The following is a 16,964-nucleotide window of genomic DNA, read 5'->3' as shown; positions in this document are numbered from 1 at the left end:
TAGATTTATTTATAGTTGAAATGCATCGGTAATGAATAAAAACACAAGTCTATCTGATTGGTTGACTTATATCGAACAAGCCCATACCAAGGAAATTGATATGGGCTTGTCGCGTACTAAGGACCTAGTAAATCGTCTAAATATTGACTTCACAAAGCAGTGTGTTGTTACGGTTGCCGGTACAAACGGCAAGGGAACAACATGTGCTCTTATTGAACAAGTATGCTTGAGCGCTGGTCTTACCGTCGGTGTTTACAGTTCACCTCACTTAGTCAGTTTTTGTGAGCGTATTCGTTTGAATGGCGAGCAAATCTCAGAAGATAATTTATGCGATATTTTTTCAGCTATTGATACTAGCAGAAATACACCTGTCTCAAGTCCTATTGAACTCACTTACTTCGAATTCGCAACCCTGGCAGCGTTAAAGGCTTTCTCTGATCAAAAATTGGATGTCATTATTCTTGAGGTTGGTCTAGGCGGGCGACTCGATGCCGTCAACGTGATAGATGCAGATGTAGCAGTGGTCACAAGTATCGGACTTGATCATCAAGATTGGTTAGGAGACACAAAGGAAAAAATTGCGTTTGAGAAAGCAGGCATATTCCGAGCAAATAAGGCGGCTATTATCGGTGAGGAAAATCCGCAACAGTCGATGTTAGATCATGCGAATGCTATTGGTGCGACACTCGTCTGTAGAGGGACTGACTTTATCTTTGATGAGACAAGTAATTTGGTGAGCATTCAAGGACATGAATTTTCCACAGAAAAAGCTAAAATACCAAAGCAAAATGTGGCGACAGCATTAGCGGCGGTAAACGCACTTAGCAAATGTTTAATGTTGAACAAACTGTTTAGTCATGCCAATAGATTAGTTGATGGTAATCCTTTTATAACTTCGACCAACACTATTCAAAAAATTATTGATAACACCCAAGTGATGGGCCGTCACCATATATTGCGTCAGAAAGAAGAGGGCACTCATTGCGCAGTGATCCTTGATGTCGCTCATAATGAAGATAGTGCGCAACAATTAAGCCGCTTAATCAGAACTTATAGCTTTGATAAATGTCATATTGTTGCGGGTATGTTAAAAGACAAAAATATAGAGATTAGCCTTCAAGCATTTGTTGATATCAAAGCACATTGGTATTGCGCATCACTACCGACAAGTAGAGGGGCTCAGGCTACGCGACTCGCAGATGCTGTAAAACATGGCACTGAGCTAAATATACATTCGACAATTGAAGCATTTTATAATGTTGAAACTGCCTACAAGCAAGCCTTAGAGAATGCTCAAGCGGATGATATTATTTTGGTTATGGGATCTTTTTTGACTGTTGCGGCTGTTCTCAAATACCATGCTAGTGCATAATCACCAGTTAACTAACATTACTAATTAATTTGTTGAGGAATTTTCAGTGTCGAATGCGTTACAAAACAGGCTTGTGGGAACGGTTATCCTAGTAGCCGTGACGGTTATTTTTCTGCCTGATTATTTGGATGGGAAAAAGCAAACTAACACTGAAAGCTTCGTTGATTTTCCGCAATCAACATCAAATTTATCCGCTGTTGCACCCGATACCTTTCCTACAGAAGAAGTTGCGAATGCGACACGTCGAGAAATTGTTGTGGTTGAAGAAGAAGCGTCCGACGCACTTTTAGAAAAATCACAAAGCAATGACGGTGCGACCGATGGCATGGAAAACGGCAATAGCGACGATACTAATAACGACACTAGCAACGAAGTATCTGCTGCGAATGATAAAGCCGCTGAAGAGCGTCGAATTGCAGAGCAAATGGCTAAGAACGTTCAAGCTGCAAACAATAAAGACGCCAATACCAAAGATGCAAGTGAAGATAATTCATTAGCCAATCAAACTGTAGTGAAAACCGAAGCTGCAGGCGCGAATGATAATGCTGGCTGGGTAGTGCAACTAGGTAGTTTTGGAAATCAGAAAAATGTTAACGATCTAATACGCAAACTTGAAAAAGCGGGTTATCGTACATTCAGCAGAAAAGTGCAAACAAGTGCTGGTCGCTTAACTAAAGTCTTTGTTGGACCAGAGTTAGACAAAGAAAAATTAGATTTAGCCTTGCCTCACTTGAAAGAGACTACTGGCTTGACCGGTAAAGTAACTACATTTAATGTGGTCTCTGATTGAGCTAAAAAAGCATTAGATTTGTCGATTTTGTTATTGGACACAATGTCTGCTTCTGGTAGAATGCGCCGCAAATTAGAAAGCCCCTTTCATGTTGTCTAGGTCTATTTGGCTGATGTCAATTTTTTGAAAAGCTTATTGACAGAACTTCAACCTATGATGCAATTCTTATATGAACTGGTTTGATTTCACTATTTTAGGCATTATCGCCTTGTCTGCCGTCATCAGCGTCATTCGTGGCTTTGTAAAGGAAGCGATCTCTTTAGTCGTTTGGTTCTCAGCCTTTATCATTTCTAGTCAACTTTATCCACAACTTGCAAATTTTTTGACTCGTATTTCTGATGAAATGTTCAGGAATGGCGTCGCAATCGCTATCCTATTTATCTCGACCTTAATCGTCGGCGCACTTATCAATTATGTGTTTTCACAATTAGTTAAAGCAACAGGTCTCAGCGGCACTGACAGAGCGCTAGGCGCCGTTTTTGGTGCTTTGAGAGGCGTTCTCATTATTAGTGCTTTACTCTTCTTTATGGACACTTTTACGCCATTTGCCGAAAGCGAGTGGTGGAGTAAATCTATACTGGTGCCTGAATTCTCAGTCATTATCGAATGGTTTTTTGAATATGTGAAGGAAAGCTCTAGTTTTCTTTCTCCTACCGAATAAAAGGTAAGTTTTTATGTGTGGTATTGTTGGAATCGTGGGTAAAGGTCCGGTTAATCAAGACATCTATGATGCACTAACGGTGCTTCAGCATCGTGGGCAAGATGCTGCAGGTATTATGACAATAGATGACGGCATGTTTCATTTGCGCAAAGAGAATGGCTTAGTTAGAGACGTCTTTCGCACTCGCCATATGAAGCGACTGACAGGAAACGTCGGTATCGGTCATTGCCGTTATCCAACAGCGGGCTCGTCAAGTTCTGCTGAAGCACAACCTTTCTACGTAAATTCACCTTTCGGAATTGCTTTTGCGCACAATGGTAACCTGACCAATGCACACGAACTTCAAGCTGAAGTCTTCAGTATCGCAAGACGGCATATCAATACAACATCTGATTCAGAACTATTGCTTAATATATTTGCTCACGCCTTACAAGATGCCGCAAGTTTTGAAGTAAAGCCAGAAGAAATCTTTACCGCCGTTGAATCAGTGCACAAAAAAATTAGAGGTGCATATGCAGTGGTAGCAGCGATAATTGGTAATGGCATGGTGGCGTTTAGAGACCCATTTGGCATTCGGCCACTTGCACTCGGAAAGCGTCAAACAGAGCACGGTGATGAATACATGGTCGCTTCTGAAAGCGTAGCATTGGATTCAGTCGGCTTTACATTTGTTCGTGATGTAGCGCCAGGTGAAGCAATATATGTTAACGAAGCCGGTGAATTATTTACTAAGCAATGTGCGAAGAATCCAAAGACTAGCCCATGTATCTTTGAATTCGTATATTTTGCCCGTCCTGATTCCTTTATTGATGGTATTGGTGTTTATGCTTCACGCGTCAATATGGGCCGTAAATTAGGCGAGAAAATTGCTAGAGAATGGGCAGACCTTGATATCGATGTCGTTATTCCTATTCCAGAAACATCAATGGATGTTGCGCTGCAGATTGCGAATACCTTGGACAAGCCTTACAGACAAGGATTCGTTAAAAATCGCTATATTGGTCGAACGTTTATCATGCCTGGTCAAACCCAGCGCAGAAAATCTGTTCGTCGTAAATTAAATGCGATTTCATCTGAGTTCAAAGGTAAGAACGTACTGTTAGTTGATGACTCAATTGTACGAGGCACAACATCAGAACAAATTATTGAGATGGCACGTGAGTCTGGCGCAAACAAAGTGTATTTTGCATCGGCAGCACCTGAGATTCGCTTCCCGAATGTGTATGGTATTGATATGCCTTCTGCGAATGAGCTAATTGCTTATGGTCGTGAGATAGAGCAAATTAGCGAGTGCATCAAAGCTGATGGTTTGATTTTCCAGGACATCGCTGACCTTGTTGATGCCGTTCGCGAAGAAAACCCGAGCATTAGTAAATTTGAAACCTCTGTATTCGATGGTACTTATATTACCGGTGATGTTGATCAGGCTTATCTAGAGAGCATCGATAAATCCAGAGGAGAGAAAATTAAGTCGCCTGTAATTCAGGAAGAATTAAGTAATCTTGAAATGCACAACATGGGCTCTGCTGATTAAGCTCAAACTGGAGCTAAAAACTGAAACATATAAAAGCCCAGATTTAAAAAAATCTAAACACAAAAAAGCCCGCTTAACTGCGGGCTTTGTCATTTTACTGTTCTATTTACCGAACTGGGTATGCTTAATTACATGTACTGAGGGCCTACACCAACACTCCATAGTATTACTGAAGAGGCCATTAAAATAACAAGTAGAACAAGGCCACATGTCACTACAGAGCTGCTGTAAATAAAGCCTTTCTCCTCTGGTATATGCAACATAATTGGCACACCAGAATATAAAAGATAAACAGAGTATGAGAGGCCAACAAGTCCTACACACATAATAAACCATAGCTCTGGATAGAAAGCGCTAAATCCAGTCATAAAAATTGGTGTAGCGGTATAAGCTGCTAGCTCTAATGATTGTGTGTAAGTAGGGAAGGAGTCGAATGATTTTGCTAACTCGTTAATTAAAACCGCAAGTGCCACAACACCTATGATCAATCCAAAGTACATTGCGACGGCCATTTGCATCGCACTTTGTTGTGTTAGCTTAATTGTATCGGCAGTTGCACCAGCACCAATATCCCAACCTAAATGAGCAGAAGCATAATATGCCATGCCAGATGGAATAAGCGCTATGAGCATAATATGGCTTAAAGCGTAAAAATAAGATTCATGACGTTTATCAATTGTCTGCCATTCTTCCTTCGGGTGGGTATAAATACCCCATAAATGATTCAAAATCATTGTGACTCCTACTACAACAAGGTTGTTCTAAATATTAATTATGGCCTTGCAGCGCAGCCCACCGATAATAGCGCCAAGCAAGTTTACTTATTCTTCATCCTTAGGATGACAAAGTGACCTACATTACTTTGTTTGTGTTACCAAAAAGTTAATATTAATATAATTTATTAACATCACTTTAACAAGAGTTTCGCGTAAATGTATATCGGGGTCAAATACATGTCGGTGATTATGTTCTACTACGCTATTCATCAAGGCTATCAATAAGTAAAAATCATAAGCACGTACAGCAGAGCGTCTCATCATTTTGAAAACAGAAAGTAGAGACAAAGTAAGTATGCTAAGCAGAGTAAAGCGAGCTTGTGATATGCTTGAGCTTTGCTGTTGATTTATATGCAGAGAGGATTGATGGGACAAAATTCAAGAAACAAAGTGCTTAAAAACCATTTGGAAGAATTAAAGGCACATGCGATAACGGCAAAAACAGAACAAGATATTTCTAGAGTTGCGAAACACATTTCTGACTTCGCTAGGAAGAACAAATATCAATTTAATCATACGCTTACTTTTATTGGTATCGGCCTGGCAGTACTCGCTGTATTATTGAGTTTTTGGTCACAGATGGATTTGACTTACGAACAACGTATTTGGCTTAGGATCGGTAGTGGGCTTGTTGGCATTCCGTGCATCGTGATTATCTACTTACGCTTCGCATTAATTAAAAGAGTTGGCGATCAACTTTATGTGCGTTCGGTGGCCATCAACGCGGGTATAGAGAGAGATTATAATTTCGATTCTAAAGCCTATTGGAAAGAGTTAAGGCATATTTTTCCCTTGTTTAAATGTGGTGACGAGAGTCAAAGTATCACCAAACGTTATTTAGGTGGCGTTGACACAACACCGTTTACGCTTTTTGAATTCAAGTATGTGAAGGTAACAAGAAGCACTTCGACAGATAGTAAAGGTCGTACACGCACAACTGAGACTCGAAGCACGCATTTTAAATATGGCATGCTGGTGCAGTTTGATGACTTTAATTACTTAAGCATAAACACACGCCGCTTCGCGACAAAATGGGATTCAGCAAGTCGTTCGTTTAATAAATTATTTAAAGTAAGGTGTGCGTCTGAAATCCAAGCAGCGAAGTTTTTTGATCCGAAAGTGGTTTTAGGCTTTGAAGATAACTTCAGTTTCTTAAAGTCTATGGATGTAAATGCGAATTCTGTTGCCTGTTTGGAGTTACCTGATAGTGTTTTTCCAAGTCAGGTAAGAAAACCATCGTTACGCAATACAAATGATTTTGTGCAACAATTGCTCAAGCCCGCCAGAATTCCAATGTTGGATAGTGCGAAAAAACTGATACAGTTTATCAACGAAAACAAATAGGACTTAATATGATTGCTTCACTCATTATCGCTGTCGTCGTTATTATCGCTATCGTCATTTTATACAATCAGATTATAGCTAACTTAAACAGAGCTAAAAGAGCTTGGTCCGACGTCATCACCTACGAAAAGCTAAAGCAGGATGTTATTCCACAGTTAAGCGAACTAACTGAGAATTTTAAAGAATTTGAAAGTGATTTTATTCAAAAAGTCACTGCTCTAAGAGAATCGATTGACGATTTAGACGAAGACAAAATTGATGTTGAAGCTTTGGCTCAGGTAGAAACTAAATCGAAGGCGGTTTTTTCTTCATTTAAGGCTACAGCAGAGAGTTACCCTGAGTTAGGAGCAACTAAAATCGTTCAGGAGCTGATGGACGAAATTAGTGATAAAAATGAAAATGTGGCTGCCGCTATCACCATTTATAACCGAAGCGTCGAGCACTTTAATAACTCGATTGAAATGATCCCGTATAATCTTGTGAACAGTGCGTTTGCGAAAAAAGAACCGTTGCTTAACTTCCATCAGTCGGGGACCGTTGAGTCTTATGACTACAAGCCTAATTTTTAGTACGTTTGAGTAACAAGTGATAATGACGGTAAATGATAAAATAGAAAAACAAAAGATGATGATGGGGGAGGAATACTTTCCCAGTAATAAGCAATTGCAACGCGATCGCATGAATGCCAAGACGGTTTGTCATCAATTTAATCAACTTCCGCCGAGCGAATTTAAGCAAGGCATGAAGTTATTGAAAGGGCTTTTTGGTAGCACACAGTCATTTTGGATTGAACCACAGTTTTATTGTGACTATGGATACAATATTCATTTAGGTAAACAGTTCTATGCGAACCATGGATGTGTGATCCTTGATGGCGCTCCAGTGACCATAGGTGATGATGTTATGTTGGCACCAGGCGTGCTGATCTCAACCGCTACGCATCCACTAGACCCAGATAAGCGAAGAAAAGGTATTGAGACGGCTCATGCCATTACGATTGGCAACAGTGTTTGGATAGGTATGGGCGCAAAAATTTTGCCAGGCGTAACTATTGGCGAAAATGCTGTTGTTGGGGCAGGCGCTGTTGTAACAAAATCAGTTGCAGCCAATACGGTCGTAGCTGGCGTGCCGGCTGTTCCTATAAAGGAGCTATAGCAAAGGAGCTTCAGCAATGGAGTGATAGCAAAGTGAATAAAATAAAGCCGTTTCAAAAAAGTAATATTACCAGAGCGGCTGTCATAAAGAGGCTATGATAGTGTGAATAGTAATGAGCTATAAATAGCAGCAAAACACTAAGCAATATGTGACTAGGCTCTTCATAATATCTAATACTAAAATCGGCTTTACTCTCGCAGTTCAATATTCTCTAATAGATACTATATATTTACTTTACAAGGATAATTCATGCCCGGTTTATTAGCCGATATCGATCCTGATGGCTTGCTAGAATACTCTGTCGTCTTTACTGACCGCTCGCTTAACCATATGTCACAAACCTTTCAAAAAGTGATGAATGACATTTCTAGCACACTTAAGGAAGTCTACAATGCTGATGCCACAGTCGTTGTTCCCGGTGGTGGAACTTATGGCATGGAAGCAGTTGCACGCCAATTTGCACAAGATAAAAAATGTTTAGTCATACGCAATGGCTGGTTCAGTTATCGTTGGACACAAATTTTTGATATGGGCAATATTCCTTCTGATAGCATTGTCATGAAAGCTCGTAGAGTAGAAGAAGACTCTCAGGGTGCTTTTGCACCGCCGCCGATAGATGAAGTGATAGCGACAATTTTACAAGAAAAACCACATATGGTTTTTGCTCCGCATGTAGAAACATCCTCAGGCATGATCTTGCCAAATGACTATTTACAAAAGCTTGCTAAAGCTGTGCATTCAGTTGGTGGTTTGTTCGTGCTGGACTGCGTGGCTTCAGGAGCGATTTGGCTTGATATGAAAGACATCGGTATTGATGTGCTAATAAGCGCACCTCAGAAAGGCTGGAGTGCATCTCCTTGTGCAGCCTTAGTTATGCTAAATGACAGGGCTATTGTTGAGTTGGAAAATACGACAAGTTCCAGTTTTGCTTGCAACCTCAAACAATGGCACGGCATCATGCAAGCTTATGAAAACGGTGGTCATGCTTATCATGCGACCTTACCAACAGATGCCTTAACTAAGTTTCGCGATGCAATGTTAGAAACGAAAGCATACGGCTTTGACAAAGTCTGCGCTGAACAGATTGAGTTGGGGCAAAAAGTACGCGTCTTACTTGAAAGCAAAGGCATTAAAAGTGTTGCTGCGGATGGATTTAAGGCACCAGGTGTTGTGGTTAGCTATACATCTGATACTGAGATGCAAAGTGGTAAGAAGTTCGCCGCTCAGGGTTTACAGGCAGCAGCAGGTGTTCCCTTACAATGTGACGAAGGGCCTGATTACCAATCTTTTCGTCTCGGCTTGTTTGGTTTGGATAAGCTACATAACATTGACCGAACCGTTGCTAACTTAGCGTCGGTAATAAATAAGATCTTATAGTCACTTTACGTACTTCAACTCCACGCTACTTGCTCACGTGGTGTTGAAGCGCCTATATTCCATTCGAACTCCCTACCAATTTAACAAATCTACGAAAATTTAGGCAAATTCGCCAACTCATTTAGCGCGAACCATATGCCTCGTACTTGCAATAATCTTAAGTTGTTGAATTTTATGCTTATTTTAAAGTGGCACAGTCAATGCAATCCTTCGCGTATATGAATTAAAACAACAAGTTCAATCAAGGAACTGACCATGAATGCGCAAACTTCTCAAAATAAAACTGACTTTACGAGCAATAAATTTAAACTGGCAATTTTCGGGACTCTCCTGAGCACTGTTCTGTTACTGAATGGCTGCGGCCAAGCAGGAGCAAGCAAGGCCGAAGGAGCGGAGGCCGAAAAAGTAGCAGAGAAAGTCATTCCTATCCCAGTTGAAGTGGGGATGGTTAAAAAAGGAAGTATTTCTTCAAATTACACCACAACTGCGGTTTTAGAAGCAAAAGAAGAAGCATTTGTCGTAGGTAGAGCTTCAGGCATCATTGAACAGATAATGGTTGAAGAGGGCGACTACGTTGAGAAAGGTCAAATACTCGCTAAGTTAGAGCCTGAAAGATATGAGCTTAATCTAAGACGTGCTCAAGCAGATATGACAGGCATCGAAAAAGAACTGGCTAAAATCAATAAGGTGTATAACCAAAAATTAGTGAGTGATGACACTTACGATAAGATAACAGCACAATATGAATCGGCTAAAGCTACCTTAGCCTTAGCAAAGTTAGATTTAAAAGAAGCAACGATTGTCGCTCCAATCAGCGGTTACATTGCAGAACGAAATGCAAAAGTCGGTAACCTCACGGAGTCTTTTCAACGCGAAAGAATGTTTTACATTGTTCAGCAAAAAGAACTTTATGGCATCGTTCATTTACCTGAAAAAGAACTCTCAAAAGTACACAAAAATCAAAAAGCACGTCTTACAGTTACAGCCTTGAATGATGCAGAAATAAACGCATTTGTTGAACGAGTTAGCCCAGTGATTGACTCAAAAACAGGTACTTTTAAGGTGACGCTTCGTGTACCAAATGATGATGGCAAGTTGATGGCAGGTATGTTTACCCAAGTGAGCTTAAACTACAACACTCATGATAATGCGACGCTTCTTCCAAGAAAAGCAATGCTCGCCATGGATGATAAGGTGAACGTATTTGTAGTCGATGAAAAAGGTATCGCTAAAAAGATCGCCATCAAAACAGGCTATCAAGAAGGCAATTTTGTAGAGGTACTCGACGGTTTATTAGGAAATGAGACTGTCGTCATCACGGGTCATCAAAACCTTAAAGACAACGCAACTGTAGACATCGTTAACGGATAATAGGGAATTTATCATGAACTTAATTAATGTTGCAGTGAAGCGACCGGTTACCGTGTGGATGTTTACCTTGGCAGTGTTGTTGTTTGGTTTTGTATCGCTGTCACGCTTGTCCATTAACTTGCTTCCCGAGTTATCGTATCCAACGTTGACTATTCGTACTGATTATATTGGTGCTGCGCCTGGTGAAGTGGAACAGTTAGTCACTAAACCGATAGAAGAAGTCGTTGGTGTAGTAAAGGGCGTTCGTAAGGTCGTCTCAGCTTCGAAGGCCGAGCAATCTGATGTTGTACTTGAGTTTGAATGGGGGACTGAAATGGACATGGCGAGCTTAGAAGTTCGCGAAAAGCTCGATGTATTACTCCTCCCTTTAGATGTTCAACGCCCATTATTGTTGCGCTTTAATCCAAGTCTTGACCCAGTGATGCGACTCGGTCTTGGGGCTGTTTCTAGTCAATCTGAATCGGCTACGCCAGAAACTGACAATCAAACACAAACGGATGAACGTAGCTCTATTGCTATGGACATCAACGCCACAAAACGAATTAGAACTTACGCTGAAGAAGAGATAAAACGCAAACTAGAATCAGTCGAAGGTGTTGCATCAGTGCGCATCGGCGGAGGATTGGAAAACGAGATTCAGGTTCTGATTAATCAGCAACGAACCAGCCAACTAAACATACCCGTATCAGACATTATTCAACGTCTTAAAGATGAAAATGTGAACGCTTCCGGGGGACGAATAGAAGACGGCTCACAAGAATATCTAGTGCGCACTATCAACCAATTTGAAACGCTTGATGATATGCGTAATTTATTTATTGCAACTCGTGAAGGCAAATACATCAAATTGAATGACGTAGCTGAGGTCGTTGATTCATATAAGGAGCGTGATTCTATAACGCGCTTTAACGCCTTCGAAGGCGTCGAAATTGCGATCTACAAAGAGGGCGATGCGAATACCGTTGATGTGGCTAATGCCGTAGCAAAACAATTAGAGCGCATCCGCACTAGCTTGCCCGATAACTATGAATTGCAAGAAGTCTATGACCAATCGCAGTTTATCTCTAGTGCCATCAATGAAGTGAAATCTGCCGCTATCATAGGCGGTGTCTTAGCTATGTTCATCCTATACTTTTTCCTAAAAAATATTTGGCCAACATTGATCATTTCAATTTCAATTCCTGTGTCGATTATTGCTACCTTTAACCTTATGTATAGCTATGACATCAGTCTGAACATCATGAGTTTAGGTGGTATCGCCTTGGCAATTGGATTGTTAGTAGACAACAGCATCGTGGTGCTAGAAAACATAGATCGTCATAAGAAAAATAAAATGAATGCGCATGATGCCGCTGCGAAGGGCACGTCAGAAGTATCTATGGCAATTGTTGCATCAACGCTAACCACAATGGCGGTTTTCTTCCCCTTGGTTTTTGTAGAAGGCATTGCGGGTCAATTGTTTAGCGATCAGGCCCTTACCGTTACATTTGCACTTCTCGTTTCCTTAGTGGTTGCGTTAACACTCATCCCAATGCTAGCAGCCCGTGACAAAACCAATATAACTAATACTGTCGTTGAACCTGAACTAGATTTGGGTCCTCGTGTTAGTAAAAGTAAACCCACAGGAAAAGTGAAGCTTTTATTCTGGTACCTTGGAATGCCATTCAAATGGCTGTTCACAACTATTTTTTACTTTATTCCTTCCGTGCTTGTCGGTTTCGTAGTGTCAGTCTTTAGACTCATTAGCATCGCACTAACTTGGCTATTCAAACCCGCTTTGTGGATGTTTGATAAGATTTATGAAGTATTATCCCTCAGTTATTTCAAAGTGCTAGCGTGGGCGATGAAAGCTAGACTGGTGGTATTTTCAGCGATTATATCTGTGTCATTACTGTCACTTTTACTCATACCGCGACTTGGTATTGAGTTGATCCCACCCATGTCACAAGGAGAGTTCGACGTGGAAGTGACATTAGCAACAGGATCTCGACTAGAGACTACTGACAAGCTACTTTCAGAACTAGCTGCATATACTAAACAACAGCAGGGCGTTGAACGCACTTATTCTTTGGCTGGGACGGGAAGCCTAATGAACGCATCACCGGCTCAAGGCGGGGATCATTGGGGAAAACTCAATGTCGTCATGCTAAAAGATGCGAGTGTCGAGCAAGAACAACAAGTGCTTGAAGCAATGCGTGACTATCTAAGTAAAAAAGCCGGTGTACAGAGTAAGTTCGGTACGCCTGAATTGTTCAGCTTTTCTACACCCTTAGAAATTGAAATTATTGGCTATGACTTAGCTAATTTGAAGCGCTATGGCGATGTGTTGGCGGAGGAGTTAACAAAGAATAAACGTTTCGCAGATATTAAGAGTTCATTACAAAGCGGAAACCCAGAGCTGAAGATTAATTTTGATCATGCGAAATTAGCCCAACTCGGCTTAAGTGCGCCAAGTGTTTCTAAATTAATTGCTACTAAAGTCGGCGGTGAAATAGCGAGTAAATTTAGTGTCGATGACAGAAAAGTTGATATTTTGGTGCGCAATCAAATTCAGCAACGAAACTCAATTGCTGACATTGGACAGATCATTGTCAATCCTGGTGCATCGCCAGCTATTCCTTTGTCGGCAGTTGCTGACTTGGAAATGTCGATAGGGCCAAGTGAAATAAGTCGAGTTGATCAGGAGCGTGTTGTCCTAATTTCCGCAAACTTAGCTTATGGTGACTTAGGTGCAGCTGTTATTGACGCGCAAAAAGCTATCGATGAGATTAAGCTACCGATCAGCTTGCAAGCCAAAGTCGCTGGTCAAAGCGAAGAGATGAAGGCGAGCTTTGATTCACTTTATATCGCGCTAGCCTTGGCGGTATTTATGGTTTATATCGTGATGGCCTCACAGTTTGAATCATTCCTGCATCCATTCTTAATCTTATTTACCGTGCCGATGGCATGTGCGGGCTCTATTTACGGATTAGTGCTCACAGGCACCAACGTGAGCGTAGTAGTGTTCATTGGTTTAATCATGCTTGCAGGCATCGTAGTGAACAATGCAATTGTGTTGGTCGATAGAATCAATCAATTACGCGCAAGTGGTATACAGAAGAGCGAAGCCATTATTGAAGCGGCACAAAGCCGATTGCGCCCGATAATCATGACTACCTTAACCACAGTGCTTGGCTTATTACCTATGGCAATAGGGTTAGGCGAAGGTTCAGAGATAAGAACGCCCATGGCAATTACCGTTATTTTCGGTTTACTGTTTGCTTCGTTACTTACTTTGCTCTTGATACCGGTGCTGTATAGCTTATTTGACCGCAAAGAGTTCGAGAGAACTAATGAAAGCGAGAAGCAGGAGCAACACGTAACTACCATGCTTAGCGAGGAGCCAAACAATGGATAAGTTTGCACACGCCGGTGCTGTACTTGCGTCATTCGCCATACGTCGCCCTGTAACAATCACGATGTTGTTTTTCTCACTGCTGATCATGGGCTTAGGCGCGAGTCGTTATTTGCCCTTAGAAAAGTTTCCCGGAATAGATTTTCCAGAGCTTTTCATTCAAGTGCCTTATGAAGGTGCTACGCCAACTGAAATAGAAAAAATGATTACGCGCCCAGTGGAAGAGGCATTGGCGACAATGTCAGGTATCAAGCGTCTTCGCTCGTTTTCTAATGAGAATAATGCTCAAATTAATATTCGCTTCGATTGGGATGCGAATATCAAGGCAAAAAGCATAGAGGCTCGCGAAAAAATAGACGCTATTCGCCACTTACTACCAGATGATGTAGAGCGGGTCATGGTGTTTAAATTCAATCTATCGGATATGCCAGTGTTTCAGCTGCGCTTATCTAGTGACCGCGATATTTCGAATTCATATGACCTACTTGAACGTAATTTGAAAATGCCTATAGAACGTGTGAAGGGGGTTTCAAGAGTCGAACTTTACGGTGTCCAAAAAAAGCAAATATCCATTCGATTAGACCCAGATAAAGTTGCGGCCTTGCATGTAGATTTAGGCACGCTTGCGAGAAAACTCCGTGAAGCTAATTTTTCAATGACCGCTGGGCAGTTTTTTGACCTAGACCAAAAAATCACGGTTAACCCTTCTGGCGAATACAAGAGTAAAGAGGAAATTGCAGATCTCGTTGTGATGCGTAATGTTCGCCTAAGCGATATTGCTGAAGTGCAATACGAAACGCCCAAGGCAATAGAAGGAAGACACTTAGATAAAACTCACGCAATAGGACTCAATATTTTTAGAGAGTCGGGCGCCAATCTAGTAGAAGTTTCCGATGCGGTGATGGAAGAAATAGAAAAAGCAAAAAACAGTAATCTATTCAATGGCATCAACCTTTTCATCATGCAGGATGAAGCCACAAGTGTGACCCAATCATTACAAGACCTGATTAATTCCGGACTCATCGGCGGCTTATTGTCAGTGATTGTTTTGTATATATTCCTACGAAATTTAGCTACCACCTTTGTGGTTGTCTTGTCTGTACCATTCGCTATTTGTATTACCTTAGCTTGCATGTATTTTATGGGTTACACGCTCAATATCTTGTCATTGATGGGCTTAATGTTAGCCATCGGGATGTTGGTAGATAATGCGGTTGTTGTAACCGAGAGTATTTTTCAAGAACGCGAGAAGTCCGACAACATTATTGAAGCGACAAAAAAAGGCGTAGCCTCTGTCAGCCTTGCAGTTATTGCAGGAACGGCAACAACAATCATCGTATTTTTACCCAATATTGTTGGCGTGAAAGCCGAGTTAACCGTATTTTTAGAACATGTCGCTGTTTCGATTTGCATATCATTAGTCGCGTCTCTCATTATCTCCCAGACACTAATCCCACTTTTGACAACTAAGCTAAAAATCAAAGCGAAGCCGGTGCAGCAAAAGCCATCTAAATTAAAGGCCATGTATAAAAACGTACTCACTTGGACGATTACACACCAAAAAATCACCTCAGTAATCGCGATTGTTATCCTATTGAGCACAAGTATTCCTATGAATATGCTAAGTAGTGATGATGACAACGATAATAACCAAGAACGTATCTGGCTAAATTACGATATCCAAGGAAATTATAGCTTAGAAGAAGTAGAAATGGCTGTTACGAAAATGGAAGAATACTTGTATGCCAACCAAGAAAAATTCCATATCAAGCAAGTCTATAGCTACTACACCGCCGGTTTCGCCGTTTCTGGTATTACCTTGAATGAGAACCTGCCGGTTAAGTTAAAAGATCTAAAGAAAGAGATTAAAGAAGGCTTTCCATTATTTGCTAGAGCTAAACCCTCATTTCAATGGGACCAAGGCGCGGGTGGTGGAGTGCGATTAACTTTATTTGGTCAAAGCTCTGAAAACTTACTTCGATTAGCCAATCAAATAGTACCTGTGCTGGACAGCGTTGAAGGTCTAACAGATGTGAAAACAGATGTTGATGGCCAAGACTTTGAGCTGCAGCTCAGTATAGACAGAGACAAAGCGTTTCGCTTTGGTCTTAGCTCGAACGAAGTCGCGAACATAGTGAGTACAGCATTAAGAGGTTCAAATTTACGGACATTTAGAAGCGAAGTAGATGGCGAAATTAGTATCAAATTAATGTATGACGAGTCGCTACAAAGCTCCCTTGAGAAGCTTCGAAACCTCACAATTTTTAGAGATGAAACCCAGAACGTGACACTTGATATGGTGGCTAACATGAAGATCGCTCCACGTTTGTCGCAAATTCAACGAAGTTCACGTCAAACGTCACTTTCCATTGGTGGTAATTTGGAAAGTGACATTACCGTTGGTGAAGCTAGAGAACGCATAGAATTGATCATGCAAAACATTGAGCTGCCTTCTGGATATTCTTGGTCACTTGAAGGGAGCTTTCAGCGCCAAGATGAAGACCAAGCCATCATGTTAACCAATATGATGTTGGCTGTGATTATGATTTATATTGTAATGGCCGCATTGTTCGAATCCTTATTATTGCCAACTGCGGTACTAACATCGCTAATATTCTCTATAACAGGTGTATTTTGGGCGTTCTTGATAACCGGGAATCCAATGGGCGTGATGGGAATGATTGGTATGCTTATCTTAATGGGCATTGTCGTAAACAACGGCATTGTGCTAGTTGACCGCATTAATCAACTCACCAGCACAGGAATGAGTGTGCCTGATGCGATTATCGAAGGTTGTTTAAGTCGCGTTAGGCCCATACTGATGACAGTATTGACCACAGTGCTTGGTTTGTTGCCTTTAGCTCTGGGCGGCGCCAGTATTGGCGGTGATGGTCCTCCATACGCACCTATGGCTATTGCCATCATAGGTGGATTGCTATTTAGTACGATAACAAGTTTATTCCTTGTTCCTTTGTCTTACTTGCTGCTGTTGAAATTGCGTCGTGCAACGGTAGAAATGATCACTAATAGCAAGCAAATAGTATCTAAAATCATTAAACCTGCGTAATAACACCTACAAAGTTTTTCTGCTTCGCTAAGTCATTAAATTAGTGAAGCAGCAAAAACTTCTTAATTGCTCTCAATAGTCGCAGAATCTGTGGGATTGGAGTGATAGAATACCCACCTACCC

General features: G+C 41.2%; 12 protein-coding genes. 11 read left to right on the top strand and 1 reads right to left on the bottom strand.

Features of this window, described 5'->3' with window-relative positions; translation table 11 throughout:
• Window positions 1–31 precede the first annotated feature (31 nt).
• The 4 genes from folC to purF all read left to right on the top strand — a co-directional run bounded on the left by folC (window position 32) and on the right by purF (window position 4,357).
• On the top strand, window positions 32–1,372 hold the full coding sequence (folC, locus tag ACKLNX_RS16965; RefSeq protein ID WP_412973219.1) for a bifunctional tetrahydrofolate synthase/dihydrofolate synthase: 1,341 nt from the start codon (window positions 32–34) through the stop codon (window positions 1,370–1,372).
• Window positions 1,373–1,418: 46 nt separating this feature from the next.
• On the top strand, window positions 1,419–2,162 hold the full coding sequence (locus ACKLNX_RS16960) for an SPOR domain-containing protein (protein WP_411693532.1): 744 nt from the start codon (window positions 1,419–1,421) through the stop codon (window positions 2,160–2,162).
• Between the two features lie 169 nt (window positions 2,163–2,331).
• Window positions 2,332–2,823, top strand: coding sequence for a CvpA family protein (locus ACKLNX_RS16955; RefSeq protein ID WP_411693533.1), 492 nt, complete (start codon window positions 2,332–2,334; stop codon window positions 2,821–2,823).
• 13 nt (window positions 2,824–2,836) lie between these two features.
• Entirely contained in the window at window positions 2,837–4,357 is a 1,521-nt protein-coding gene (gene purF / locus ACKLNX_RS16950; protein WP_411693534.1) for an amidophosphoribosyltransferase, read from the top strand.
• A 128-nt stretch (window positions 4,358–4,485) separates the two neighbouring features.
• Here purF and ACKLNX_RS16945 read toward each other — a convergent pair whose 3' ends face one another.
• Window positions 4,486–5,091, bottom strand: a complete 606-nt coding sequence (locus ACKLNX_RS16945; protein WP_412973218.1) for a Yip1 family protein — start codon at window positions 5,089–5,091, stop codon at window positions 4,486–4,488.
• A 408-nt stretch (window positions 5,092–5,499) separates the two neighbouring features.
• Here ACKLNX_RS16945 and ACKLNX_RS16940 point away from each other — a divergent pair, with 408 nt between their 5' ends.
• The 7 genes from ACKLNX_RS16940 to ACKLNX_RS16910 all read left to right on the top strand — a co-directional run bounded on the left by ACKLNX_RS16940 (window position 5,500) and on the right by ACKLNX_RS16910 (window position 16,841).
• Window positions 5,500–6,477 carry a hypothetical protein gene (locus ACKLNX_RS16940; RefSeq protein WP_412973217.1) on the top strand — a complete coding sequence of 326 codons (978 nt, stop codon included), beginning with the start codon at window positions 5,500–5,502 and terminating at the stop codon, window positions 6,475–6,477.
• An 8-nt stretch (window positions 6,478–6,485) separates the two neighbouring features.
• Window positions 6,486–7,046, top strand: coding sequence for a LemA family protein (locus tag ACKLNX_RS16935; protein WP_411693537.1), 561 nt, complete (start codon window positions 6,486–6,488; stop codon window positions 7,044–7,046).
• A gap of 22 nt (window positions 7,047–7,068) precedes the next feature.
• Complete coding sequence (locus ACKLNX_RS16930; RefSeq protein ID WP_412973216.1) at window positions 7,069–7,632, top strand: sugar O-acetyltransferase; 564 nt, start codon at window positions 7,069–7,071, stop codon at window positions 7,630–7,632.
• A gap of 249 nt (window positions 7,633–7,881) precedes the next feature.
• Entirely contained in the window at window positions 7,882–9,009 is a 1,128-nt protein-coding gene (locus ACKLNX_RS16925; protein WP_412973215.1) for an aminotransferase class V-fold PLP-dependent enzyme, read from the top strand.
• A 255-nt stretch (window positions 9,010–9,264) separates the two neighbouring features.
• Window positions 9,265–10,380, top strand: a complete 1,116-nt coding sequence (locus ACKLNX_RS16920) for an efflux RND transporter periplasmic adaptor subunit (RefSeq protein ID WP_411693540.1) — start codon at window positions 9,265–9,267, stop codon at window positions 10,378–10,380.
• Between the two features lie 13 nt (window positions 10,381–10,393).
• On the top strand, window positions 10,394–13,777 hold the full coding sequence (locus ACKLNX_RS16915) for an efflux RND transporter permease subunit (RefSeq protein WP_412973214.1): 3,384 nt from the start codon (window positions 10,394–10,396) through the stop codon (window positions 13,775–13,777).
• A complete protein-coding gene (locus ACKLNX_RS16910) occupies window positions 13,770–16,841 on the top strand; it encodes an efflux RND transporter permease subunit (RefSeq protein WP_412973213.1) in 3,072 nt (1,023 codons plus the stop codon). Before ACKLNX_RS16915 ends, ACKLNX_RS16910 begins: the two co-directional genes overlap by 8 nt.
• Window positions 16,842–16,964: the final 123 nt, after the last annotated feature.

The sequence above is a fragment of the Glaciecola sp. MF2-115 genome (assembly GCF_047250385.1).
Taxonomy (GTDB): Bacteria; Pseudomonadota; Gammaproteobacteria; order Enterobacterales; family Alteromonadaceae; genus Glaciecola.
The sequence above is the reverse complement of the archived record's forward strand: the minus strand, read 5'-3'. Positions and strand labels throughout refer to the sequence as shown.